Consider the following 23590-nt stretch of genomic DNA (forward strand, 5'->3'; position numbering starts at 1 on the left):
TCTGCCCCTACTTCCCGAACTTCCGCTGCGTCTTCCCATACCGCAGCTTCCGCGTCCCCGGCTTGCCTTCGTTGCTCCTGCCCACCACCGGCGCCTTCTTCTCCCCATCGCCCAGACCAAGCTCATCATTCTCCAACCGCCGGATTTCGTCGCGGAGGCGCCCGGCTTCTTCGAACTCCAGATCCGCTGCCGCAGCGCGCATGCGTTTTTCGAGGTCTTCGATGTAGGCGCGCAGGTTGTGGCCGACGAGGTTGTTGACCTCGTCATCGCCGGTATCGACGGTGACGCCATCCTTGCTGGCGGTGTCGGCTACGATATCGGCAATCGCGCGCTTGATCGTTTGCGGAGTGATGCCGTTCTCTTCGTTGAACTCGCGCTGCTTTTCGCGGCGACGTTCGGTTTCCGCCATTGCGCGTTCCATCGAGCCCGTGATGCGATCGGCGTAGAGGATCACCCGGCCATCGACGTTGCGCGCGGCGCGGCCGATGGTCTGGATCAGCGAAGTCTCGGAACGCAGGAAGCCTTCCTTGTCTGCATCCAAAATCGCCACCAGCCCGCATTCGGGAATGTCGAGCCCTTCGCGCAGCAGGTTGATGCCGATCAGCACGTCATAGACACCGAGCCGCAGGTCACGGATCAGCTCGATACGTTCGAGCGTTTCCACGTCCGAGTGCATGTAGCGCACGCGCACGCCCTGCTCGTGCATGAATTCGGTGAGGTCCTCGGCCATGCGCTTGGTCAGCGTGGTGACGAGCGTGCGGTATCCCTTGGCGGCGGTCGCCTTCGCCTCGGCAATGCAATCCTGCACCTGATCCTCGACCGGTTTCACCTCGACTGGAGGATCGATCAGCCCGGTGGGTCGGATCACCTGTTCGGCGAATACGCCGCCGGTCTGCTCCATTTCCCAGCTGCCGGGGGTCGCGGAGACCGCGAAGGTTTGTGGGCGCATTGCATCCCACTCGTTGAAGCGCAGCGGGCGGTTGTCGATGCAGCTAGGCAGGCGGAAGCCGTATTCGGCGAGCGTCAGCTTGCGGCGGTGGTCCCCGCGCGCCATCGCGCCGATTTGCGGCACGGTCTGGTGGCTTTCGTCCACGAAGAGCAGCGCGTTTTCGGGCAGGTATTCGAACAGCGTGGGCGGCGGCTCGCCCGGCAGGCGGCCTGTCAGGAAGCGCGAGTAGTTCTCGATCCCGTTGCAACTGCCGGTGGCTGCGATCATTTCGAGGTCGAAATTGGTGCGCTGCTCCAGCCTTTGGGCTTCGAGCAACTGACCTTCTTCGTGCAGCTCCTTCAGCCGTTCCTGCAGCTCGAATTTGATCGCCTCACTCGCCTGCTTCATCGTCGGGCCGGGCGTCACGTAGTGGCTGTTGGCGTAAACGCGGACCTTCTCTAGCGTCTCGCCCTTCTTGCCCGTGAGGGGATCGAACTCAGCGATCTCCTCGATATCATCACCGAAGAAGCTGATCCGCCATGCGGTGTCTTCAAGGTGACTCGGGAACAGTTCCAGATTGTCACCACGCACCCGGAAACAGCCGCGGGCAAAGGCGGTGTCGTTACGCTTGTATTGCAGGGCGACGAGCTTGCGGATGAGTTCGCGCTGATCGACCGTGTCATCGCGCTTGATGTCGAAGATCATCGCCGAATAGGTCTCGACCGAGCCGATACCGTAGAGGCATGAGACCGAGGCCACGATCAGCACGTCGTCACGCTCAAGCAACGCACGGGTTGCCGAGTGGCGCATCCGGTCGATCGCCTCGTTTACGCTACTTTCTTTCTCGATGTAGGTATCTGAGCGCGGGACGTAGGCTTCGGGCTGGTAGTAGTCATAGTAGCTGACGAAATACTCGACCGCGTTTTCGGGAAAGAAGCTTTTGAATTCGCCATACAGCTGCGCGGCGAGGATCTTGTTCGGGGCGAGGACAAGAGCAGGGCGCTGCAGCTCCTCAACCACCTTGGCCATGGTGAAGGTTTTGCCCGATCCGGTGACGCCCAGCAGCGTCTGCGTTTTCTCGCCATCCTTCGCGCCCTGCACCAGCTCGGCAATAGCGGTCGGCTGGTCACCCGCAGGCTCGTAATCCGAGACGAGCTTGAACTTCTTGCCCGGCAGCGACTTTTCCGGACGCGCAGGCTTGTGCGGCGTGAACTCGCCTGTCGTATCGGGTTCTTCCAGACCTCTGCGGATAACGAGTTCAGCCATGCACCGCGATATGGGAGAAGCGGAACGGATTGGCAACATCGGTTTGCCCGATCTTTACCATCTTGGCGCATCATGCCGCCTGAAAGAGGGGAAGTTCATGATGCGTCCGTTTGCACTGCCGTTGTTCGCGCTGGTCACACTGTCCGCTTGTGCGGCGGATGTGCCGGAAAACGTGCCCGAGCGCGGGACCTGGGAAGTCGCCGCCAGTCTGGATAGTATGACGGTGGACGGGATGATTATTCCGCCTGAGAACTTCCCTCCGCAGCTCGCCGCGCTGAACGAGACCGAAAGCCAATGCGGAGAGCCGCTGTTTATCGATGCGGACTGGCAGCAACGGGATCTAAGCTCGCGCACGGGCGGCCAGTGCACGATGGAGCAATACACCTTTGACGATGATAGCGCCGAAGGCTCCGGCCGCTGCGATCTGAGCGAAGGCGGGATGGAATTCACGCCGCGTTTCGATGTTCGCGTGAACTTTGATGCGACGTCATATCGGATGGTCGTTTCCATGGAAGGGACCACGGTTCTGCCAGAAGATGACAATCCCCACTCAATTCGCGTCATCGCAGTCCAGGAAGGGACGCGAACCGGCGACTGCTAAGGGGCACACCTTCGAATTTTACAAAGTAATGCCTGCCTGAAGCACTGCCCGGTTTTGGGACGCGCCGGAAAAACACCGCGAAATCAGGCTTAACGCGATTGGCAGCCTCCCTGCCGCTTGATAGCCCGTGCCTTCAATTCGTGCAGGACACCCTGCTCGCCAAGATTTGAGGGATAAACATGCGCCTTTTCCAAGCTCTGCCGCTGATCGCCGCCGTTGCGCTTGCCGCTTGCGGAGACGATGTAGACGAAGGTCTGACCGATGAAGAGCTGGCCGCAGAAGATGTTGCGCCCGTGATTGAGGACAACGGCGCAATGCCGCAGCCGGGCCAGTATGACATTCGCCTGCAGCTCAACGAATTTGATGCACCGGGCATGTCCGAAGCTGCCGTGGCGGAAGCCATTTCGGAATTCGAAGCCGGCGCTGAAGAGGGGCACTCGTTCTGTGTGACCGAAGAGATGACGCGCGAGCGGTGGCTGTCCGAAATGACCGAATCCGATTGTACGCTCTCGCGCTTCGTTGCTGACGGCAACACGCTGGATGGTGCGATGATGTGTGAATCCGATATCGGGCTCAACGGCCGCGTCGATATCTCGGGCCGCACTGCAGAGGGTGGTTCCAATCTGCGCCTGACTTACACTCTGCCGACCGCGGCAGGCGAAGGTACGGTGAGCATGCAGGTCGTGGCCGAGCAAGCCGGCGACTGCGAATAGGTTTCGCGCACTGCCTGCCATCCGGCAGAGCCTAAATTTTGCAGATTTATGACAGCCCTGGCCATTCACTTGTGGTCAGGGCTGTTTCATATAACTGTCACAATGTGTCGGTTATCGAACCCTCTTCCGCCTTCCGCGCCGCGCCCGAAAGCGCTGTGCCGATGAAGTTTGGTGATGCCCTGCGCCATCGTCTCAGCTTGCTGCGTGGCACGCAGCCTGACGATGCGCACACGCCGCCGCTGCGCTATTTCTTTGCTGAGCTGCTATCATTCTCGGAGCCGTTGACCCGGCCATTTCGTGATGCGCCTGTTATCAAAGAGGCGACCACGCCGTGTGTCGTGATCCTGCTGCCGGGTTTTGCGACAGGTCCCAACCGCATGCGCTACATGGCCAACCAGCTTGAACGCGCGGGCCATACGGTCAAGCGCTGGGGCATGGGGCATAATCTCGGCGTGAAGGCGGATATCATTGATAACCTTTCGGCCCGCGTCTGCGATGTGCACGAGCGCTACGGACAGAAAGTCGTCCTGATCGGCTGGAGCATGGGCGGTGTCTTCGCACGCGAGGTGGCCAAGGTCGTGCCCGAGCACGTCGACAAGGTGATTTCGATGGGTTCGCCCTTCAGTCATTCGCCTTATTCGAACAATTTCTGGCGGCCCTATCAAGTGGTTGCGGGCCACTCGGTAGAGGCGCCTCCGATCGACGCTGATACGCGGACAAAGCCGCCCGTCGAGACTGTGGCTTTCTGGAGCCCGCGCGACGGGGTGATCTCTCGCCGTGCGGCGAGCGGATTGCCGCATGAACGCGATCGCGCGCTGGCATTGCGATGCTCGCACCTGATGTTTCCCAACGATGCCGAGTGCATCGAAGCGCTTGCCCGGGAACTCGAGGCCCCGGGAACCTGAAGCCTGGTCAGCCTTTGTTTGGATGACGCCGCCGCGTATGACTTGCCTGTGCGTTATGCCAGCAGCGCCTCCAACGGGGATCCATGACCGCTTCCGAGAAGCAACATTTTGACGAGATGCACGCGCCCGATGGTTCGGTGCGCGAAGCCTATCGCGGCTATCAGGATTGGCTGTCCGGACAGGAAGACGGCATGATGCGCCGGAAGACGCTCGAAGCGGAGAGCTTCTTTCGCAAGACCGGCATCACCTTCAACGTTTATGGAGAGGATGATGCCGAGGAGCGGCTGATCCCCTTCGACATGGTGCCGCGCATCATCACCGGCGGCGAGTGGCGGCGGCTTTCCAAGGGTATCGACCAGCGGGTGCGGGCGCTCAATGCCTTTATGCACGATCTCTATCACCGGCAGGAAATTATCCGCTCCGGTCGGCTGCCCGAACGACTGTTCCGCAACAATTCGGCATGGCTGCCACAGATGGTCGGCTTTACGCCGCCGGGCGGTGTCTACACCCACATAACCGGCATCGATCTGGTGCGTACCGGCCCTGATGAATTCATGGTGCTGGAAGACAATGCCCGCACGCCCAGCGGCGTTTCCTACATGCTGGAAAACCGCGAAACGATGATGGCCATGTTCCCGGAGCTGTTCAGCAAGGTGAAGGTCCTCCCTGTTTCGGACTACCCGCGCCGTTTGGCAAAGAGCCTTGCCGCCTGTGCGCCCGAAGGGGCATCGGACAAGCCGACGATCGCGGTACTAACGCCGGGCATCTATAATTCCGCCTATTACGAACACGCCTTTCTGGCGGACCAGATGGGTGCGGAACTGGTCGAGGGCAGCGATCTTCGCGTGGTAGACGGCAAGGTCCAGATGCGCACCACCGTGGGGTTCAAGCCGGTCGACGTGCTTTACCGCCGCGTGGACGATGACTTCCTCGATCCTCTCACCTTCAATTCCGAAAGCATGCTCGGGGTGCCGGGCATCATGGACGTGTACCGCGCGGGCGGCATCACCATCGCCAACGCGCCGGGCACCGGGATTTCGGACGACAAGGCGATCTATTCGTTCATGCCTGATATCGTCGAATTCTACACCGGCGAGAAGGCGCTGCTGCCCAATGTTGATACGTGGCGCTGTGCCGATCCGGACAGCCTGAAATACGTGCTCGACAATCTGGCAGAGCTAGTGGTGAAGGAAGTTCACGGCTCGGGCGGCTACGGCATGCTGATCGGCCCGACCTCTTCGAAGAAAGAGATCAAGGAGTTTCGCGCCAAGCTGGAAGCCGATCCCGGTAACTACATTGCGCAGCCGACGCTTTCGCTTTCGACCTGCCCGATCTTCACTAAGAAAGGCCTCGCGCCGCGCCATGTCGATTTGCGGCCATTCGTGCTCTGCTCACCCGATGGCGTGGACATCACGCCGGGCGGCCTGACCCGCGTGGCGCTCAAGAAAGGCTCGCTGGTGGTCAATTCCAGCCAGGGCGGTGGCACCAAGGATAGCTGGGTGCTCGATGACTGAGGCGGGGTGCACATCATGCTAGGCCGGACAGCCAGTGGCATCTTCTGGATGTACCGCTACCTCGAACGGGCAGAGAATACTGCGCGCCTGCTCGAAGCCGGGCATCGCATGACCATGACCCGCAGCGAGGACATGGCGGTGCAGGAATGGCGCTCCGTGCTAACCACCCTCGGCCTGCGCAGCGCCTACGAAACGCACTATGACGATTACGCGGGCGCGCACGTGTGCGACTTTGTCCTGCGCTCGAAGGACAATCCTGAAAATGTGCTGTCGATGCTGGAACGGGCGCGCACCAATGCCCGCGTCAGCCGCACTTCCATCACCGCAGAAGTCTGGGAAGCGATCAACGAAGGGTGGATGGCTCTGCGCGATCTGCTTGCAAAGCCTGTGCGGGAAAGCAATCTCAACCTCGCGTTGGGAGCCGTGCGACGTGAAAGCACGCTGACACGCGGTGCCACGCATGGCTCCATGCTGCGTAACGAGACCTACAGCTTCGCGAGGTTGGGTACGTTTCTGGAGAGGGCCGACAACACCGCGCGTATCCTTGATGTGAAGTACTACCTGCTGCTGCCCTCGCTCAGCTATGTCGGGACGCCGCTTGATACCGGGCAATGGGACACCGTGCTCCGGTCGCTATCGGCAGAACGCGCCTACCGTTGGCTGAATTCGGGCCGCATGGATGCACGCTCGATTGCCGACTTCCTGATCTTTGATGACCGCTTCCCGCGCTCGCTGCTCTTTTCTTACTCGGTCATGCGCGAGAACCTGGCCGAGCTGGCACAGTTGCATGGTGGCGAGGCCGAAGTGCATGAACTGATGCGTGCAGCTGATATGCGCCTCAACGACAAGAGCGTGGAAGATGTGTTCGACCAAGGTCTGCACGAATTTCTGATCGAATTTATCGCGGGAAACCAGTCGATCGCCAATGCCATCGCTTCCGATTACCGGTTCAATTCATAAGGGGACCAGACAGACCATGCGCCTCGCCGTCCGCCATTCGACCCGCTATCGCTTCCGCGATCCCGTTACCCACGGGGTTCAACGCCTGCGCCTGACGCCCAAGGAAACGCAGGGGCAGAAGATCCTCGAATGGGACATGGAATATGAAGGCGCGAAGGAAGAGCTGCATTACGATGACCAGAACTTCAATCACGTCACGCTCGTTTCCGTAGAGGAGGGTGCGCGCGAGGTTGTTGTCACCTGCAAAGGCCGTGTCGATACAGAAGATAGTGCGGGCGTCATCGGCGCGCACGCGGGGCACCTGCCGCTGTGGGCATTCCTCGGCCAGACGCCGCTCACCAAGCCTGGACCGAAGATCAAATCTCTCATCGCCAAAGTAGAGCGCAGCGAGGGCGGCATGGTCGATACGTTGCACAATCTTTCCCGCGTGATCCGCGAGAATGTCGAATATGGCACCGGGACAACACAGGTGACGACCACGGCCGAAGAGGCTGCTGAAGAAGGTTGGGGCGTTTGTCAGGACCACGCCCATATCTTCATCTCCGCCGCACGCAGTCTGGAAATCCCCGCGCGATATGTCAGTGGGTATCTGATGATGAACGACCGGGTGGAACAGGAAGCCAGCCATGCCTGGGCTGAGGCATATGTGCAGGGGCTGGGCTGGGTCGGCTTTGACATTTCCAATGGCATCAGCCCCGATCCGCGCTATGTGCGCGTGGCGACGGGACGCGACTACCGCGATGCCGCGCCGATTACTGGGATCAGCTTTGGCGCGGTGACGGAAGACCTTTCGGTTGATCTCGCGGTTGAGCAACAAGTGGAAGAACAGCAGCAACAATGACCTATTGCGTTGGCATGGTGCTCGATAAGGGCCTGGTCCTGATGAGCGATACGCGCACCAATTCGGGCGTCGATAATATTTCCGTGTTCCGCAAGATGCATACATGGACCGTACCAGGGGAGCGGATCATTTCGGTGATGACGGCCGGCAATCTTGCGACGACGCAGGCAGTCATCAGCAAGCTTGAAGAACGTTCAAAGGCACCTGAAGACAGGCAGAACGGGTTGCTGGAGCTTCCCAGCATGTTTCAAGTCGCGGTTGAAGCAGGCAAATTGCTGCGCGAAACGATCACGCAGACGCAGGAAGCAAATGGCGCGCGCGGGAAGGGGCGCTTTACCGCGTCGATAATCCTTGCCGGGCAAATCGCTGGCATGGAGCCGCGCCTGTTCATGATCTACCCCGAAGGCAATTTCATCGAAGCGAGCTTTGACACGCCGTTCTTCCAGATTGGCGAGACCAAGTACGGGCGCCCGATCATCATCCGCGGTTATGATCGCGATATGGGCTTTGAAGATGCGGTGAAGTTGCTGATGGTCAGCTTCGATTCCACGCTCAAGGCAAATCTCTCTGTCGGCCTACCACTAGATCTTATGGTGATTGAGCGCGATTCGTTTGCACCATCGCATGAGCGACGCATCGAGTATGATGATCCATACTTTGATGCGATTTCCAGCAAATGGGGCGATGCGTTACGTTCGGCTTTCCATTCGTTGCCCGATTATAGCTTTGCGGACCCCCGTAAAACTACCTAATCAGTTGAACGAAATCGTATATTTGCGACAGACTGTGGCGATTGCCTAAGCATTTTCCACTTGTAAAATCCGTTTCGGACGAAATTTTTTGGCGGAATTCTGCGGATGAGCGCACTTGTTAACAGCCGATAGGTGCGAATCCGTAGTATTACGGAATGTAAAATCCAAATTTTGGGTTCAGATTCAACTGCATGGAACAGCGTCTTACCATGCACATCGTCGGCGGTAACAGCCGCTCCCGCGCAAGCCAATCGCGCCTGGTCCTTTCAATGGGCCATCATGCCGAGGTCTACTCTGACCTTGTCGAGCTGCTCGACAGGCCGCCGAATGACGGAGTGATCGTTGCGTCAGAAGACGTAGTCGAAGACGGGATCGGCGCGCTGCTTGAAGAGATGGCCGATCACGGCATCTGGATCCCGCTGGTCGCCGCGCGGGAAGAGCCCGGGGTGGACGAGGTTGTGCAGGCTATCCAGGCGGGCGCACTCGACTTCCTCACGCTTCCTCTGACAGAAGAAGAGCTGCGCCGCATGATCGCCCATGTGCACAACGATGCGGGCCGCCATGCAGAGGCGCGTCGTCGACTGATCGATGCGCGCCGCCGCATCGGTGCGCTTTCCAACCGCGAACGCGAAGTGCTCGACTGGCTGAGCGAAGGCTGCTCGAACAAGGCCATCGCGCGCGAGCTTGAGATCAGTCCGCGGACCGTAGAAATTCACCGCGCCAACATGATGGATAAGCTTGGAGCAAACCATGCTGCCGAAGCAGTACGTCTCCGGCTGGAAGTGGGGCTTGAAGAAGCCAAAAAAAAGGATGGGGGTGGGGTGACGCCTCCGCCAGCAAGGCAGCGCGGCGTTAGCAGCGTCATGCTCGAAGAGGTGCTGATCCCGCCGCCGCAGGGCTGACAAAAATAGTCCTTACTTCACTGGCAAGAGTGAAGCGACGGGCGATCCATCCGGGTCGCCCGTCTTATTTTGCGTCCTATTCGAGAGGCGTCACTAATCAGCGGCAGTACGAGTTGCCGTCAATCACACCTTCTACGTGGAAGTGGTCGCGGTGCGCGGCATTGTAGTCCGGGCCGAGAACGGTCTTGAACCGGCGGCAGGCGCTGCGCTGCACGACGCGGAGAAACTCGCGTTCCTGCGCACTGCCGTTCCAGCCGGACTGGACGCTGATCCGGCGACCATCGGCCAGAACAAACCCACCGATATCGATCGCCGCTGCGCTGGCATGGGCCGAGCGGCGCGAAGTGCCTGCGACATTGCGACACGAATAGCTGCCCATCGTCTGGATGCTGGCGAGCCGCTGGCCGAAAATCTGCCGCGCAGCGCGGTCGGCGCCGAAGCGGGCCCAACCGGCAAATGCTGCCGAAACCGGGCATGTGACCGGGCCAAGATTGCTGACATCCAGCTGCCCGCTGTCACCCTGCAGCGCGTGCATTTGCACGGTATTGAGCGTGCTGCAGCCCTGATCCTGATATCGGTCCGGCAGAGCATCAAAGCGCGCGCCGGCTTCGCTCAACTGGCTGAGACACTGCGCATCAGAAGATCGCATGGCAAGCGCGGGCTGCATCGTCACTCGCCGGTTCGATGAAGGTACGCTTGTGCGTGTTGGAGCAGTGCTCACACCGGCAGAGCTGCGCTCGCGCGGCTGATAATCGGACTGTGGCACAAGCGAACACCCTGTCAAAGCAAGGCTAACGAGGCTGAGGGTCAATACACGTTTCATAGCGCATTGCATGCACTTACAGTGGTTAATCTTGCTCTCGCACTAATGGTTAACGTCAGGACAACGTATTTGCCTCGCCATGAACACTGTTGATCGTTTCTGAAGTAACCTTTGACTTTGTGCGGCGCACCATTAGTGCGGCCAGTGGGCCACGCGGTCCCAACGCCGCGCGTGCTCTCTGCAAGGAGAGAATATCGATGACTACCATGCCAGCGCTCCGTCCGGAGCGTCCTTTCTTTTCGTCCGGACCCACGGCCAAGCCGCCGGGATGGGACGCTTCCAAACTATCGACCGACAGCCTTGGGCGCTCGCACCGTTCCAAGATCGGCAAGACACGCCTGAAATACGCGATCGACCTGACGCGCGAATTGCTGGGCGTGCCCGACGATTACCTCGTCGGCATCATGCCGGGCTCCGACACGGGTGCGCTCGAGTGCGCGATGTGGACGATGCTGGGCGCTGGCCCGGCCACGGTCGCGGCGTGGGAAAGCTTCGGCAATGTCTGGATTCAAGATGCGGTCAAACAGCTCAAGCTGAAAGACCTGACCACGCTGACAGCGGACTACGGCGAAATTCCCGATCTCGCCACCATCCCGCAGGATCATGATGTGGTGTTCACCTGGAACGGCACCACTTCGGGCGCGAAAATTCCGAACACGGATTGGCTGGAGCCAGGCCGCAGGGGTGTTACGATCAACGATGCCACAAGCGCCATCTTCGCCATGGAGATGGACTGGGCGAAGCTCGATGCGACGACTTTCAGCTGGCAGAAGATCATGGGATCGGAAGCCCAGCACGGCATGCTAATCCTCAGCCCCAGGGCTGTAGAGCGGATCGAAAGCTACGATCCTGTATGGCCACTGCCCAAGCTGTTCCGGTTGAAGAAGGGCGACAAGCTCAACCGCGCAATCTTTGAAGGGGCGACGATCAACACGCCCTCGATGCTGGCGGTCGAAGACTATATCTGGGCGCTCGAATGGGCGAAGTCGATCGGCGGCCTGCCTGCCATGATCGAGCGTGCGAACACCAATTCGCGCATCGTGAAAGACTGGATCGAAGCCACCCCGTGGCTGCGCAACATGGCGGGCGATCCGGCGCTGCAGACCAACACCGGTGTGTGCATGGTCTTCCAGGGCGAGTGGTACGATGGCCTGTCCGAAGAGGACAAAGCCTCTGTGCCGAAGACGATCGCCGGCAAGCTCGAAGAGCTGGGCGTGGGCTACGATTTCAACGGCTACCGCGATGCCCCTCCGGGCCTGCGGATATGGTGTGGCGGTTCGGTGGAAGCCGAAGATATCCGCCGCCTGCTGCCGTGGATCGAATGGGCCTACGAAGAGCTCAAGGCCGGCAATCTCTGATTGGCGTCATCCCGGCAAAAGCCGGGATCGCGTTCCGCAATTTCCCAAGTTTAAGAGACAGATCCCGGCTTTTTCCGGGATGACGAGGTAACAATGACCAAACCCAAAGTCCTCATTTCCGACAAGATGGACCCCAACGCCGCGCGTATCTTTGAAGAGCGCGGTTGTGATGTCGATGTGATCACCGGCGAAACGCCCGAACAGCTGAAGGCGCGCATTGGTGACTATCACGGCCTTGCCATCCGTTCCTCTACCAAGGTTACACCAGAAATCCTCGAAGCGGCTACCAACCTCAAGGTGATTGGCCGCGCCGGGATTGGCGTGGACAATGTCGATATCCCCAAGGCCAGCGGTCATGGCGTTGTGGTGATGAACACGCCGTTCGGCAATTCGATTACGACTGCCGAGCACGCGGTTGCCATGCTGCTCGCGCTCGCCCGGCAGATCCCGGAAGCCAACCGCCGTACACAGGCGGGCGAATGGCCGAAGAAGGATTTCATGGGTGTCGAAGTCACTGGCAAGACGCTCGGCCTGATTGGTTCGGGCAATATCGGCAGCATCGTTGCCAGCCGCGCGCAGGGGCTGCGCATGAAGGTCATCGCTTACGATCCGTTCCTGACGCCAGAGCGTGCGATGGAGCTGGGAGTGGAGAAGGTCGATCTGGGCAAGCTGCTCGAGCGTGCCGACTTCATTACGTTGCACACGCCGCTGACTGACGAGACGCGCAATATCCTCAGCCGGGAGCGGCTCGAAGCAGCCAAGCCTGGGGTGCGCATCGTCAACTGCGCGCGTGGCGGACTGATTGATGAGGCGGCGCTCAAGGACCTGCTCGAAAGCGGGCACATTGCCGGCGCTGCGCTGGACGTGTTTGCAGAGGAGCCCGCCACCGATAATCCGCTGTTCGGTGCGCCGAACTTCATCTGTACGCCTCACCTCGGTGCCTCGACCACCGAAGCGCAGGTCAATGTCGCGCTGCAGGTGGCCGAACAGATGGCCGACTACCTCGTCAGCGGCGGGGTCACGAACGCACTCAACGTGCCGAGCCTGAGTGCCGAGGAAGCGCCGCGACTCAAGCCCTACATCACGCTGGGCGAAAAGCTCGGTTCGCTGGTCGGCCAGCTAGAAGGGCCGGACGTGACCTCGATCGCCATTGAGGTCTCGGGAGCTGCAGCCGAGCTCAACATGAAGCCGATTACCTCTGCTGTGCTGGCGGGCATGATGCGCAGCTGGTCGGACAGTATCAACATGGTCAACGCGCCGATCCTGGCGAAGGAACGCGGGCTCGACGTGCGCGAAGTGCGGCACAATGACGAGGGCGACTATCACACACTTCTGCGCGTGATCGCCAAGACGCCAGAGCGTCGCCGCGAAGTCGCCGGAAGCCTGTTTGGCGAGAGTGAAATGCGGCTGGTCGAGATCGCCGGAACACGGATCGAAACAGATCTGGAAGGCCACATGATGTACATCGTGAACGAGGATACGCCGGGCTTTATCGGTCGTCTCGGTTCGGTACTGGGTAATGCGGGCGTCAACATCGGCAACTTCCACCTTGGCCGCCGCCTGCCGGACAAGCATCGCGGTGGAGACGCTGTTTTGCTGTTGTCGCTCGATCAGGCACCGGGCAAAGATGTGCAGGATGCCGTTTGTGCGCTTGAGGGCGTGAAGAAGGTGAGGGCGCTTTCGTTCTGATCTTCTTGCGCTTATGGAGCGCGGCATGACCGATCCGACACAAGATCTGCTGCCCGAAGGGCTCGAAGACCGGTTGCCGCAAAGCGCGGCGGCTGCGGTGCGTATCCAGCGCGGGATGCTCGATGCGATGCATGCGCACGGGTATGACCGTGTGCGTCCGCCGCTGATCGAGTTCGAACAGAGCATGGCCGCCCGCATGGACGGGGTGAAAACGCGCAACCTGTTCCGCTTTGTCGACCCCAAGAGTCTGCGCGGCCTTGCCTTGCGGTCTGACATGACGGTGCAGGTCGGGCGCATTGCCGCCACGGGTCTGGCCGATGCGCCGCGCCCGTTGCGGCTTTGCTATGCCGGTCAGGTGGCGCGCATTGCGGGCGACATGCTCGATCCGCGCCGGGAGAATCTGCAAGTGGGTGCCGAACTGATCGGCGTCGATAGCGTGGCTGCGGCTGGCGAAGTGGTCGCATTGGCGATCAAAGCGCTGGAAGCGGCAGGGGCGAGCGGGATTTCGGTCGATTTCACGCTGCCCGACCTGGTGGAAACGCTCGCCGATGGTCCGCTACCGCTTGATGCCGCAACCCGCGAAGCCGTGGTGCGCGAACTTGATGCCAAGGACGCAGGCGGTCTCGTTGAGGCAGGCGGAGAGGCCTATCTGCCACTGATCCATGCTGCTGGTTCCTTCGCGGAAGCAGTAGACAAGCTCGATGCCATTGATATCTCGGGCGTGCTCGATACGCGGATCGCTGCCTTGCGCCAGATTGCAGCAGGCCTCGAAGGACGCGCGCGGATCACGCTCGACCCGTCCGAACGCCACGGTTTTGAATACCAGAGCTGGCTTGGCTTCACGCTCTACGCAGACGGCGTTCGCGGCGCGCTGGGGCGCGGTGGTACCTATCGCATCGGCGGATCGGATGAAGTCGCAACCGGCTTCTCGCTCTACCCTGAGGAACTGATCGAAGCGGTGAAGGCGGACGAGGATTTGGGGCGCAAGCTCTTCCTGCCACTCGGCCATGATCGCACGGTAGCGGCCAGGCTTCGCGGCGAAGGTTGGCGCACTGTTGCGGCGCTCTCAGACCATGATGATGGCAAGACGCTGGGCTGCACTCACACGCTTGAGGGCGGTGAGGCGAAACCGCTTTAGCTCTGGATCAGTAACCCGACGCCAAGCGCAATGACCGCCGAGGTCGGCAGGGTCAGTACCCAGCTGCCCAGCACGTTGCGCACCACTTTCAGGTCAAGCGTCCCTGCGCTGGCTCCCGTGCCGATGATCGAGCCGACCGATACGTGCGTGGTCGAAACCGGCAGGCCGAACCGGCTTGCTCCGAGTACCAGCCCGGCGGTAACAAGGTTCGCGGTGGTTCCCTGTGCATGATCGAGGCGGTTGATCTTGTGGCTCATCGTTTCGGCTACGCGGCGCGAGAGCAACCATCCACCAATGCCCATCGCGACCGTTACGCCAAGAGCTGCCAAGCTTTCATCGAGCAACTGCGTCCCCACCAGCAGCGCGGCGAGCTTGGGCGCATCGTTCACACCGCGAGCAAAGCAGATGCTTGTGGCCGATAGCAGGTGGAGCCCGCGTGCGATCGGCGTCTCGGCAGGCTTAGCGCCCGGATGCGATCGTTTGAAACGTTTTAGCAGCCAGTAGAATACAAGGCCAAGCCCAGCCGACATGAACGGGCTCACCAGCAAGGGCACTACGAAACCACTACCAAGATTACCAAGATTGATGGCCTCTTCGCTCAGCGCAACACCCGCGCCGACAAGCCCTCCGACCAGTGCATGCGTGGTGGAGATCGGAAAGCCCAGCCGCGTCGCAAGGATGACTGTTGCTGCCGCGCCGCTAGCTACAGCAAGCGCGAAACGCGGCTGGCCGGCGAGATCGTCTCCTACCAAGCCCTTGCCCGAGAATTGCGAGACGAGTCCCTCGGCCAGCACGACCGAGGCGAGACCGCCCAGCACGGTGGCAATGGTCGCGAGCAGTAACGCGCGACGATAGGGGAGCGTTTTCGACCCCCAGATCGTGGCGAAGCCCTTGAAATTGTCGTTGGCGCCGTTGCTGAAGGCAAGGAAAAGCGCTGCAAAACCCAGCAGCAAGACGATAGTGATTGGATTTCTCCCCTGATTGTCAGGGAGTGTTCGCCGCCGTACCAGGCTTGGTTACAGTGGTTTGCACAGTGGCTTTTTCCACCTGTTCAGGGCCTATGCCATTGCTCCTGTTGGCGCGAGCGACTAGGGCGCGCACTGGCTGAAAGACTGCAGGATTCACCGCATGGCAAATGTCACAGTGATCGGCGCCCAATGGGGCGATGAGGGCAAAGGCAAGATCGTAGACTGGTTGGCGACCCGCGCAGATGCGGTCGTTCGCTTCCAGGGCGGCCACAATGCCGGGCACACGCTGGTGGTGGGTGACCAAACTTACAAGCTGAGCCTTCTGCCAAGCGGTATTGTGACCGGAACGCTCAGCCTGATCGGCAATGGCGTGGTGCTCGACCCGTGGGCCTTGCGAGACGAGATTGCCAAGCTGGAAAGCCAGGGTGTGTCCATCACCGCTAAGAACTTCGGCATTGCGGACAATTGCCCGCTGATCCTGCCGATTCACCGTGATCTTGACCAACTGCGTGAAACCGCTGCGGGTGCGGGCAAGATCGGCACGACCGGTCGCGGCATTGGCCCGGCCTATGAAGACAAGGTGGGGCGCCGTGCGATCCGCGTGTGTGACCTTGCACATCTCGATCAGCTCACCCCGATGCTCGATCGCCTTTGTGCGCACCACGATGCACTTCGCGCCGGGTTCAACGAACCGCCGATTGACCGCGAACGCCTGATCAACGACCTGAAGGAAATCGCCCCGTTCGTACAACAGTTCGCGCAGCCCGTGTGGAAGCGTCTGAACGATGTGAAGAAGAGCGGCGCCAAGATCCTGTTCGAAGGCGCGCAGGGCGTGCTGCTGGATGTCGATCACGGGACCTATCCGTTCGTTACCAGCTCCAATACGGTGAGCGGCACCGTCGCCAGCGGATCGGGCCTCGGCCCGGGTAGCGCGGGTTTCGTGCTCGGTATCGTGAAGGCCTACACCACCCGCGTGGGCAGCGGCCCGTTTCCGACCGAGCTTGAGGATGAAACCGGCCAACGACTGGGCGAGCGTGGCCATGAATTCGGTACCGTCACCGCGCGCAAACGCCGCTGCGGGTGGTTCGATGCGGTGCTGGTGCGCCAGACTTGCGCGCTTTCCGGCGTGACCGGCATCGCGCTGACCAAGATTGACGTTCTCGACGGGTTCGAAACAATCAAGATCTGCACCGGCTACAAGCTGGGCGACAAGGTGCTCGACTATCTGCCCTCTCATGCCGCCGAGCAGGCAGCGGTCGAGCCGATCTACGAAGAATTCGAAGGCTGGGAAGGCACCACCGTGGGCGCACGCAGCTGGGCGGACCTTCCGGCGCAGGCGATCAAATATATCCGCCGGATCGAGGAGCTGATCGAATGCCCTGTGGCGAGCGTTTCGACCAGCCCCGAGCGCGACGATACGATCCTCGTGCGCGATCCTTTCGCGGACTGATCAGTCCTGCTTGTCGCTTAGCATCGCCACCTGAATTTGCAGGCGCTTTACCTCGCGCAGGATGTTCAGCATGTTCATCCGGCTGAAGAACCAGTCTTTCATGAAGCCTTGCATTATCAGCACGGCGAGCGCGGCAATCGCCCACATCAGGTGCTCAAACTGGTGGTGCGTGGTGGCGACTTTATAAAAGCAGAAGATCAGCAGCAGGCCGAAAACGAAGCTCATCGCGAAGACCATCTTTGCCCAGCCGCCCATCGGGCCGGTCAGGCTGTCTCCGATCTGCCGCCACAGGCCGCGGTCGCTTTCGAGCTCCTTGAGGAACGCCTGATCATCGGCATCCAGTACGTCGCGGATGCGATCATCGATATCGGTCATGGGTTTTCTCCTGAAAGGGCCGCCTTCAACTTCTGGCGGGCGTGGAAAAGGCGGGACTTGGCTGTCCCGACGGGGATGGCCTGCACTTCGGCAAGCTCGGCGAGTGTCAGTCCCTCGACAAAGAACAGGTGCGCGGCGAGGCGTTGATCGGGCGGCAGCGCGGCAAAGGCTTGGGCGATTGCCGCGCTGTCTTCGCTGGTTGCGCTATCGCTAGCCGCATCGGGAAGCTCACCATCATCCATGACGGCGCGCCTCGATTGCGAGTGTTTGATCACGTCGGCGCATTTGCGGCGCAGGATTGTGAACGCCCAGGGCGCGAAGCGGGCCGGGTCCGAAAGCCGGTGAATGCTCTTTATGATGGCGAGCCAGCTGTCCTGTGTGGCTCCATGAGCGGCCTCGGCATCACCGAGCATTCTGCGTGCTGCGCGCAGCAATCGCGGGTGCCATCGGCGCGCAAGCCTTTCCGCTGCAGAACGGTCCCCGTTCCACACCAGAGTGACGAGATACTCGTCGAGAATTTGCTGCGTCTGGCCCAATGTCCACCCTGTTTTCATGCTTTCACATGGTTAGTCCTCCGGGCGAGCTGAAAAGTTCAACTGTGCGCCAAAAAATACTGATATACTTTACATGATCCCTTTATGTTCTTAAAATGTTTCGCGGTGTGAGTCGTATTGAGAGCGAAGGAATGTATGATGGCCTCAGCTGATTTTGCCTATGACATGGCTGCGGATGCAGCGGGGCTGCCCATTTCCGTATCGATCTTCGTCGATTGCGATCTGCTGCGCGGCGAGATGGGGGAGGATGTGGTGCAGGCCGGATTCAAGATCCGTGAATGCGGCAATCTTGCCCAGTTGCTTGCTGGCGATGCCACGGTGCTGGGAGAGGTCATTCTGGTCGACTGTCCGCAGCCCGATGCCGCGGCGATGGCAACGCTTGCGCGGCTTGATACCAGAGCGGCGCAATCGGGGGCGCGGCTGGTGATTTCGACCGAGCTGGACTCGCTTGATGCAGTGTTCGGATGCTGCGCGCAGTCCAATCCGCAAATACTCGTCGCACCACTCCGCGCAGAGCGGGTGATTGCGCTTGGCCGTGTGCTCGCGGAAATGCCCAAACTCCGGCTGCGCGAACTCTCCGAGGATGATCGTCTCACCCTGCTGCGCTTGACCGAGCAGGTAGGCCATATTGCCGAGCGATTGGATAAGATCGAGACGCCAAAGCCATGGGGCACGGGTAAGACGCGCAATGGCGGGGCCTTCCGGTTTGAAAGCCCGGGTGATGGATATGAGGCGGATGGCTATGTTTCGCAGGGACTTCGCGCCACCGGAGAGCTGGTTCGCAAACCGCGTCCGCCGCTTCCCGATGCGCGGCTGGTCCGGCAGATTATCGCCCAGCGCAAGGCACGAGCCAAGTACCTCGATGAAGAGCTGTTTGCCGATCCTGCGTGGGACATGCTGCTCGATCTGACGGCCGCCCGCGTCGAGCATCAGCGCGTCTGCGTTACCTCGCTTTGCATTGCATCGGGTGTGCCGCCCACCACCGCGCTGCGCTGGATCGGACAGATGACCGAGGCCGGCCTGTTCGAGCGGGTGGAGGACGATACAGATCGCCGCCGTGCTTTTATCGACCTGACCGACAAGGCCGTGGATGCCATGGCGCGCTACTTCGAAGAGGTAGGGCGACAGGTCCTCTGCACTGCCTAGTTTGTGCGTTGCTTAGTGGTTGAAGGCTGCCTGCGCCTTCGCCTGATCGGCCACGCCGTTTGCAAGCAATACCTGCAGCAGGATGCGCGCCTTTGCCGGGCCAAGAGCACGGGCGGCGATGAAACCGTCATCCGCATCGCTCGGTTCCAGCTCCACCAGACCCTCATCCACGCGTGTTCCCCGCACGACAGGAATGCCCTGACTCACCGCTTCGGTCAGAGCAGCCCGTACAGAGTCCGGTGCATTGCCTTCACCCATGCCCGCCAGCACGATGCCCTTTGCCCCTGCGGATACCGCGTGCTGCACATATCCGGCATCCATACCGGCAAAGGCATGCAGGATCGGCACCGGAGGGAACGTATCGGGGAAGGCGAAGCGTGGTTCTTCCATCACGCGCCAAGGCGGTGATAACCAGTCGACAGAGGAGGGGGTGGCGAGCGCAATGGGCCCACGCGGAAACCCTTCGAAAGCGCTGGCACCGCTCGTCCGCGCCTTTCGCACGTCGCGCGCGGCGAGTACGGTGTCCCCCATAACGACCATCACACCGCGGCCTGCCGCGTCCGGGTCTGCGGCGACCTGCACCGCATTGACAAAATTGCGTAGCCCGTCGCTGCCAACCGCGTCGGCAGGTCGCATTGCGCCCACCACGACAACCGGCTTGGTTGTCGGCAGCGTCAGATCGAGCAGGAAGGCGGTCTCTTCTGCCGTGTCAGTGCCATGGGTGATGATCACGCCGCCGCATTCGGCATCGTCCATTGCCGTTATGCAGGCAGCATGCAGTTCGCGCCAGATGTCGGGCCCGATATTCGCGGAATCGATGGCGGCGACTTGCCGACCTTCCAGCCGTGTATCGACGCCGAGCGTATCGAATTCTGCCAGGAAATCGACGATATCAATCTGACCGGGGCGATAGTCGCGCCGTGTGGCAGAGCCCGCTTGTCCGGCAATTGTGCCGCCGGTCGCAAGGACGAGGATGTGGGGTTTGCTCATACAGCGCCGTTAGCGTGCCGTTACCAACAACGCCAGAACCCTTCGCTTTGCTCGGGAGTTTTCGCGTAGCGACCCTACGCTTGCGCTTGGGAGTTTTTCAGCCGTGAATGTCCCTGCGGGCATTCACGTGTCATGAAAAACTGGTGGGCGATGACAGGCTCGAACTGCCGACCCTCTCGGTGTAAACGAGATGCTCTACCAACTGAGCTAATCGCCCGTACACTTGCGTGTAGCGGAGCGCGCCTTAGCGTAAGGTTACGCTGCGCAAAAGGGGAAATATGCAGAAAATCGACATTGCGATTGCGGGGTGCGGGATTGGAGGGCTTTCCGCAGCCCTGATGCTGCATGGCCAGGGACACCGCTTGACACTGTTCGAGCGATTTGCCGAGCCCAAGCCTGTCGGTTCGGGGCTGATGATCCAGCCGACCGGGTTGAGCGTTCTCGATTCGCTCGGGCTTGCAGGCCAAGTGTTCAGCCTTGGTGCGCCGGTTGACGCGCTGCTGGGCCTTAACACGGAAGACGAGCCTGTGCTTGAGGCTGCCTATGCCGACTTGTCGTTCCCGCAAGCAGTCGGCATCGGCATCCACCGCAGCAGTTTGTTCGACGTGCTCTTCGAAGCGGTGCAGAAGGCAGGCATTACTGTAGAAACCGGGCGTGAGGTGGATCGGACCGAGCTCGGGAGCGGAGGCCGCACACTCCATTTTGCAGACAGGCCGCAGTCGCCTGCGTTCGATCTGGTCGTCGATGCGCTTGGAGTCGGGTCGACACTCGTCCCACCTGCCAGTGCGACGCTGCCATACGGTGCCTTGTGGGCGACGGTCGACTGGCCCTCGTCAGGCCCGTTCAATCCGCGATTGCTGGAACAGCGCTATCGCCGTGCAGACCAGATGGTTGGTCTGCTTCCGGTCGGGCAGGGCAAGGCGGCCTTCTTCTGGTCGCTGAAAGGCGAAGATTTTCCGGCGTGGCGTGATGCAGGAATGGCAGCCTTTCACGATCAGGTTTGCGCGCTCTGGCCTGCGCTGGAGCCGGTGATGGTGCAGCTGACCGAGCCCGACCAGCTCGCCTTTGCGCGTTATTCCCACCGCACCAGTCCTGCCGCCATCGGTGACCGGCTCGTGCATATCGGTGACAGCTGGCATGCGGCGAGCCCGCAACTGGGGCAAGGCGCCAATATGGCGCTGCTCGATGCGCGCGGGCTGGCGGTAGCAATTGCGCAGACGGACAGCCTTGAGGACGCGCTCAAGCGGTACGTTGCTCTGCGATCGTCACACGTCCGGCTCTATCAGGCGCTGGCGTGGATGTTTACTCCACCATTCCAGTCCGGTTCGATCTGGCCCGCGCTTTTCAGAGACCTCTTCATGGCACCTGCATCGCGTATTCCGCCGGGGCCGCGGCTGAAGGCGAATCTGGTCGCTGGGCTGGTAGGGGCGCGGCTCGGCGAGCTTGAACTTGAAGTGCCGGACTATTCGGCGCTTTCCTGAACTGGCACGAGCGCTTCCAGCACCTCTTCGCGCGCTTCTGCAGTCTCCCAATCGTAAGCGCCGATCACGCGCCAGACCTCGCGGCCCTCGGCATCGTAGAGGATGGTGAGCGGCAAGACCGCGCCGCCGCCGTAGGAGAATGCGAGCGTGTTCTGCTGGTCCATCCATTGCGGCAGGTTTGGCAAGTCTCGCTCGGCGAAAAAGGGCACCACGGCTTCTGCCCCCTGCAAGTCTTCGCTGATGGTGAGCACGCGTACCTGGCCTTCCAGATCGGCGGCCAGCTCGTCGAGCAGCGGCATTTCCACCACGCACGGTGCGCACCATGTGGCCCAGAGGTTGATGAGCACAGGCTCGCCAATTTCATTGAGCGTCAGTGTCTCGCCAGATGGGTCTTCTACCGTCACTTCTGGGATCGTTTCGCCCACAAAGCTGCGGTCCAGCGTGCCCGTCAAGGCCGCAGCCCTGCTTTCAGCATCGACAGTGGTGCTTTCTTGCGCCGCGTCGTCGCCGCCGTTATCGCACGCGGCAAGCAGGCCTGCAGCAAGGCAGGCAGCGGCGAAACGAGAAAGGCTGATCTTGGCCACGGATGATTCCTCCAACGCCCCGAAGGGCAATGCCATGTGGGGCGGCAGGTTCGCAGACGGACCTAACGCCATCATGCGCGAAATCAATGCCTCGATCCCGTTCGACCAGGCATTGTGGCAGCAGGATATTGCTGCGAGCAAGGCCCATGTCGCCATGCTGGCCGCGTGCGACATTGTGAGCGACGCCGATGCCGAAGCGATTATCGCTGGCCTGGACAAGGTCGCCGCCGAGTACGAAGCTGAAGGGGTTCCCGAGAACTGGGACCTTGAAGACATCCATATGACCACTGAAGCGCGGCTGGCAGAGCTCATCGGCCCGGTGGCCGGCCGCCTGCACACGGCGCGCAGCCGCAATGATCAGGTCGCCACCGATTTCCGCCTCTGGGTGCGCGACATGGTGGACCAGACGCTTGCCGGTTTGACCGAGTTGCAAAAGGCGCTCGTTGCGCGCGCAGATGAGCACGCCGACAGCATCATGCCCGGCTTTACCCATCTGCAGACTGCGCAGCCAGTAACGCTCGGCCACCACCTGATGGCCTATTATGAAATGGTCAGCCGCGATGTGGCGCGCTTTGCCCAGGCGAGGGGTCGTTTGAACCAGTCTCCGCTGGGCAGTGCCGCGCTGGCGGGAACAGGCTTTCCGATCGACCGCGAAATGACTGCGCAGGCGCTCGGTTTTGATGCGCCGACCCGAAACAGCTTGGATGCCGTCTCGGACCGCGATTTCGCGCTCGATTTTCTCACCGTAGCCAGCCAGTGCGCCTTGCACCTTTCGCGGCTGGCGGAGGAATTCGTGATCTGGGCGAGCCAGCCCTTCGGCTTCGTCCGCATGCCCGATGCGCTCTCCACCGGCAGCTCGATCATGCCGCAAAAGAAGAACCCCGATGCGGCCGAGCTGGTGCGTGGGCATGCCGGGCGAATTATCGGCTGCCAGACGGCACTGATGGTCACCATGAAGGGCCTGCCACTCGCCTATTCGAAGGACATGCAGGACGACAAGCCGCCCGTGTTCGAGGCTGCAGGACTGTTGCAGCTATGCATTGCCGCGATGACCGGAATGGTCGAAGGCGCGGATTTCAAGACCGACCGGATGCGGCAAGCGGCCGAGCTGGGCTATGCTACAGCAACCGATCTGGCCGACTGGCTGGTGCGCGAGGCGGACATTCCTTTCCGTGAGGCGCACCATATCACCGGCGCGGCAGTGAAACTGGCGGAAGGCAAGGGCGTGGCGCTTGAGGCCTTGTCGCTTGAGGAACTGCAAGCAATCGACGCGCGTATTGACGAGCGGGTCTATACCGCGCTTTCTGTTGAGGCGTCTGTGGCGGCGCGCAAGAGCTACGGCGGTACCGCGCCCGATCAGGTCCGTGCGCAGGTTGCCAGGGCCCGCAGTGAACTGGAGATGGGTTGATGAAACGTTTCGCAATGCCATTCGCGATTGTCCTGCTGTTGGGAGCCTGCGGCCAGCGTGCCGATCTGGAGCCGCTCGCCGGAGAAACATTGCCGCCGCCGCCCTATGGCGCGACCGATCCTCTGACGGCTGACGAACTGCTGGAGCATGACCCGCAGGCAGTGCCCGAACGTAGTGTGGAGCTGCGACGCGAGAGCGAAGAGCGCGAGGACGATCCGTTCGACTTGCCGCCGGAAGGCTAGGC

At 61.0% G+C, this 23590-nt stretch carries 23 protein-coding genes and 1 tRNA gene; 16 read left to right on the top strand and 8 right to left on the bottom strand.

From position 1 onward, the window contains the following. Positions 1-7: 7 nt before the first annotated feature. On the bottom strand, positions 8-2194 hold the full coding sequence (gene uvrB / locus OOZ52_RS08745; protein ID WP_274698127.1) for an excinuclease ABC subunit UvrB: 2187 nt from the start codon (positions 2192-2194) through the stop codon (positions 8-10). Here uvrB and OOZ52_RS08750 point away from each other — a divergent pair. The 8 genes from OOZ52_RS08750 to OOZ52_RS08785 all read left to right on the top strand — a co-directional run bounded on the left by OOZ52_RS08750 (position 2193) and on the right by OOZ52_RS08785 (position 9382). After that, the gene (locus OOZ52_RS08750) at positions 2193-2795 is read left to right on the top strand and encodes a DUF3617 domain-containing protein (protein WP_274698128.1); all 603 of its coding nucleotides are present in this window, start codon (positions 2193-2195) and stop codon (positions 2793-2795) included. The two genes, uvrB and OOZ52_RS08750, sit on opposite strands and share 2 nt — an antisense overlap. A 179-nt stretch (positions 2796-2974) precedes the next feature. Then, positions 2975-3508, top strand: a complete 534-nt coding sequence (locus OOZ52_RS08755; protein ID WP_274698129.1) for a DUF3617 domain-containing protein — start codon at positions 2975-2977, stop codon at positions 3506-3508. Positions 3509-3612: 104 nt separating this feature from the next. Continuing rightward, complete coding sequence (locus OOZ52_RS08760) at positions 3613-4413, top strand: esterase/lipase family protein (RefSeq protein WP_274698130.1); 801 nt, start codon at positions 3613-3615, stop codon at positions 4411-4413. An 83-nt stretch (positions 4414-4496) separates the two neighbouring features. Next, a complete protein-coding gene (locus OOZ52_RS08765; RefSeq protein WP_274698131.1) occupies positions 4497-5927 on the top strand; it encodes a circularly permuted type 2 ATP-grasp protein in 1431 nt (476 codons plus the stop codon). 15 nt (positions 5928-5942) lie between these two features. Beyond that, complete coding sequence (locus tag OOZ52_RS08770; RefSeq protein ID WP_274698132.1) at positions 5943-6887, top strand: alpha-E domain-containing protein; 945 nt, start codon at positions 5943-5945, stop codon at positions 6885-6887. Positions 6888-6903: 16 nt separating this feature from the next. Next, a complete protein-coding gene (locus tag OOZ52_RS08775; RefSeq protein WP_274698133.1) occupies positions 6904-7728 on the top strand; it encodes a transglutaminase family protein in 825 nt (274 codons plus the stop codon). Continuing rightward, positions 7725-8480: a proteasome-type protease gene (locus OOZ52_RS08780; RefSeq protein WP_274698134.1), complete on the top strand. Its 756-nt coding sequence runs from the start codon at positions 7725-7727 to the stop codon at positions 8478-8480. Before OOZ52_RS08775 ends, OOZ52_RS08780 begins: the two co-directional genes overlap by 4 nt. Before the next feature lie 191 nt (positions 8481-8671). Then, entirely contained in the window at positions 8672-9382 is a 711-nt protein-coding gene (locus OOZ52_RS08785) for a response regulator transcription factor (protein ID WP_274698135.1), read from the top strand. A 97-nt stretch (positions 9383-9479) separates the two neighbouring features. Here OOZ52_RS08785 and OOZ52_RS08790 read toward each other — a convergent pair whose 3' ends face one another. Further along, complete coding sequence (locus OOZ52_RS08790) at positions 9480-10205, bottom strand: extensin-like domain-containing protein (protein ID WP_274698136.1); 726 nt, start codon at positions 10203-10205, stop codon at positions 9480-9482. Positions 10206-10402: 197 nt separating this feature from the next. Here OOZ52_RS08790 and OOZ52_RS08795 point away from each other — a divergent pair, with 197 nt between their 5' ends. The 3 genes from OOZ52_RS08795 (at position 10403) to OOZ52_RS08805 (ending at position 14390) form a co-directional block, all read left to right on the top strand. Further along, the gene (locus OOZ52_RS08795) at positions 10403-11563 is read left to right on the top strand and encodes a phosphoserine transaminase (RefSeq protein WP_274698137.1); all 1161 of its coding nucleotides are present in this window, start codon (positions 10403-10405) and stop codon (positions 11561-11563) included. 93 nt (positions 11564-11656) lie between these two features. After that, entirely contained in the window at positions 11657-13252 is a 1596-nt protein-coding gene (gene serA / locus OOZ52_RS08800; RefSeq protein ID WP_274698138.1) for a phosphoglycerate dehydrogenase, read from the top strand. 25 nt (positions 13253-13277) lie between these two features. Continuing rightward, positions 13278-14390: an ATP phosphoribosyltransferase regulatory subunit gene (locus tag OOZ52_RS08805; RefSeq protein ID WP_274698139.1), complete on the top strand. Its 1113-nt coding sequence runs from the start codon at positions 13278-13280 to the stop codon at positions 14388-14390. Here OOZ52_RS08805 and OOZ52_RS08810 read toward each other — a convergent pair. Beyond that, positions 14387-15343: an inorganic phosphate transporter gene (locus OOZ52_RS08810; RefSeq protein ID WP_274698140.1), complete on the bottom strand. Its 957-nt coding sequence runs from the start codon at positions 15341-15343 to the stop codon at positions 14387-14389. The genes OOZ52_RS08805 and OOZ52_RS08810 overlap by 4 nt on opposite strands. Positions 15344-15518: 175 nt before the next feature. Here OOZ52_RS08810 and OOZ52_RS08815 point away from each other — a divergent pair, with 175 nt between their 5' ends. After that, the gene (locus OOZ52_RS08815; protein WP_274698141.1) at positions 15519-16808 is read left to right on the top strand and encodes an adenylosuccinate synthase; all 1290 of its coding nucleotides are present in this window, start codon (positions 15519-15521) and stop codon (positions 16806-16808) included. Here OOZ52_RS08815 and OOZ52_RS08820 read toward each other — a convergent pair whose 3' ends face one another. Both OOZ52_RS08820 and OOZ52_RS08825 read right to left on the bottom strand, forming a co-directional pair. Continuing rightward, positions 16809-17183, bottom strand: coding sequence for a DUF6768 family protein (locus OOZ52_RS08820; RefSeq protein WP_274698142.1), 375 nt, complete (start codon positions 17181-17183; stop codon positions 16809-16811). Beyond that, on the bottom strand, positions 17180-17737 hold the full coding sequence (locus OOZ52_RS08825) for an RNA polymerase sigma factor (RefSeq protein WP_274698143.1): 558 nt from the start codon (positions 17735-17737) through the stop codon (positions 17180-17182). Before OOZ52_RS08825 ends, OOZ52_RS08820 begins: the two co-directional genes overlap by 4 nt. Before the next feature lie 135 nt (positions 17738-17872). On the opposite strand from OOZ52_RS08825, the gene OOZ52_RS08830 reads away from it, so the two are divergent. Beyond that, the gene (locus tag OOZ52_RS08830; RefSeq protein WP_446698120.1) at positions 17873-18883 is read left to right on the top strand and encodes a winged helix DNA-binding protein; all 1011 of its coding nucleotides are present in this window, start codon (positions 17873-17875) and stop codon (positions 18881-18883) included. 12 nt (positions 18884-18895) lie between these two features. Here OOZ52_RS08830 and OOZ52_RS08835 read toward each other — a convergent pair whose 3' ends face one another. Beyond that, positions 18896-19873 carry an asparaginase gene (locus tag OOZ52_RS08835; protein ID WP_274698144.1) on the bottom strand — a complete coding sequence of 326 codons (978 nt, stop codon included), beginning with the start codon at positions 19871-19873 and terminating at the stop codon, positions 18896-18898. Positions 19874-20014: 141 nt separating this feature from the next. Further along, a tRNA-Val gene (locus tag OOZ52_RS08840) sits at positions 20015-20090 on the bottom strand. 61 nt (positions 20091-20151) lie between these two features. On the opposite strand from OOZ52_RS08840, the gene OOZ52_RS08845 reads away from it, so the two are divergent. Continuing rightward, entirely contained in the window at positions 20152-21354 is a 1203-nt protein-coding gene (locus tag OOZ52_RS08845; RefSeq protein ID WP_274698145.1) for an FAD-dependent oxidoreductase, read from the top strand. Here the strand turns inward: OOZ52_RS08845 and OOZ52_RS08850 are convergent. Then, on the bottom strand, positions 21336-21938 hold the full coding sequence (locus OOZ52_RS08850) for a TlpA family protein disulfide reductase (RefSeq protein ID WP_274698146.1): 603 nt from the start codon (positions 21936-21938) through the stop codon (positions 21336-21338). The two genes, OOZ52_RS08845 and OOZ52_RS08850, sit on opposite strands and share 19 nt — an antisense overlap. Before the next feature lie 34 nt (positions 21939-21972). On the opposite strand from OOZ52_RS08850, the gene argH reads away from it, so the two are divergent. Both argH and OOZ52_RS08860 read left to right on the top strand, forming a co-directional pair. After that, on the top strand, positions 21973-23346 hold the full coding sequence (gene argH / locus OOZ52_RS08855) for an argininosuccinate lyase (RefSeq protein WP_274698342.1): 1374 nt from the start codon (positions 21973-21975) through the stop codon (positions 23344-23346). After that, positions 23346-23588: a hypothetical protein gene (locus OOZ52_RS08860; protein WP_274698147.1), complete on the top strand. Its 243-nt coding sequence runs from the start codon at positions 23346-23348 to the stop codon at positions 23586-23588. Before argH ends, OOZ52_RS08860 begins: the two co-directional genes overlap by 1 nt. Positions 23589-23590: the final 2 nt, after the last annotated feature.

It is taken from the genome of Aurantiacibacter sp. D1-12, from assembly GCF_028858515.1.
In the GTDB taxonomy this organism is placed as follows: domain Bacteria; phylum Pseudomonadota; class Alphaproteobacteria; order Sphingomonadales; family Sphingomonadaceae; genus Alteraurantiacibacter.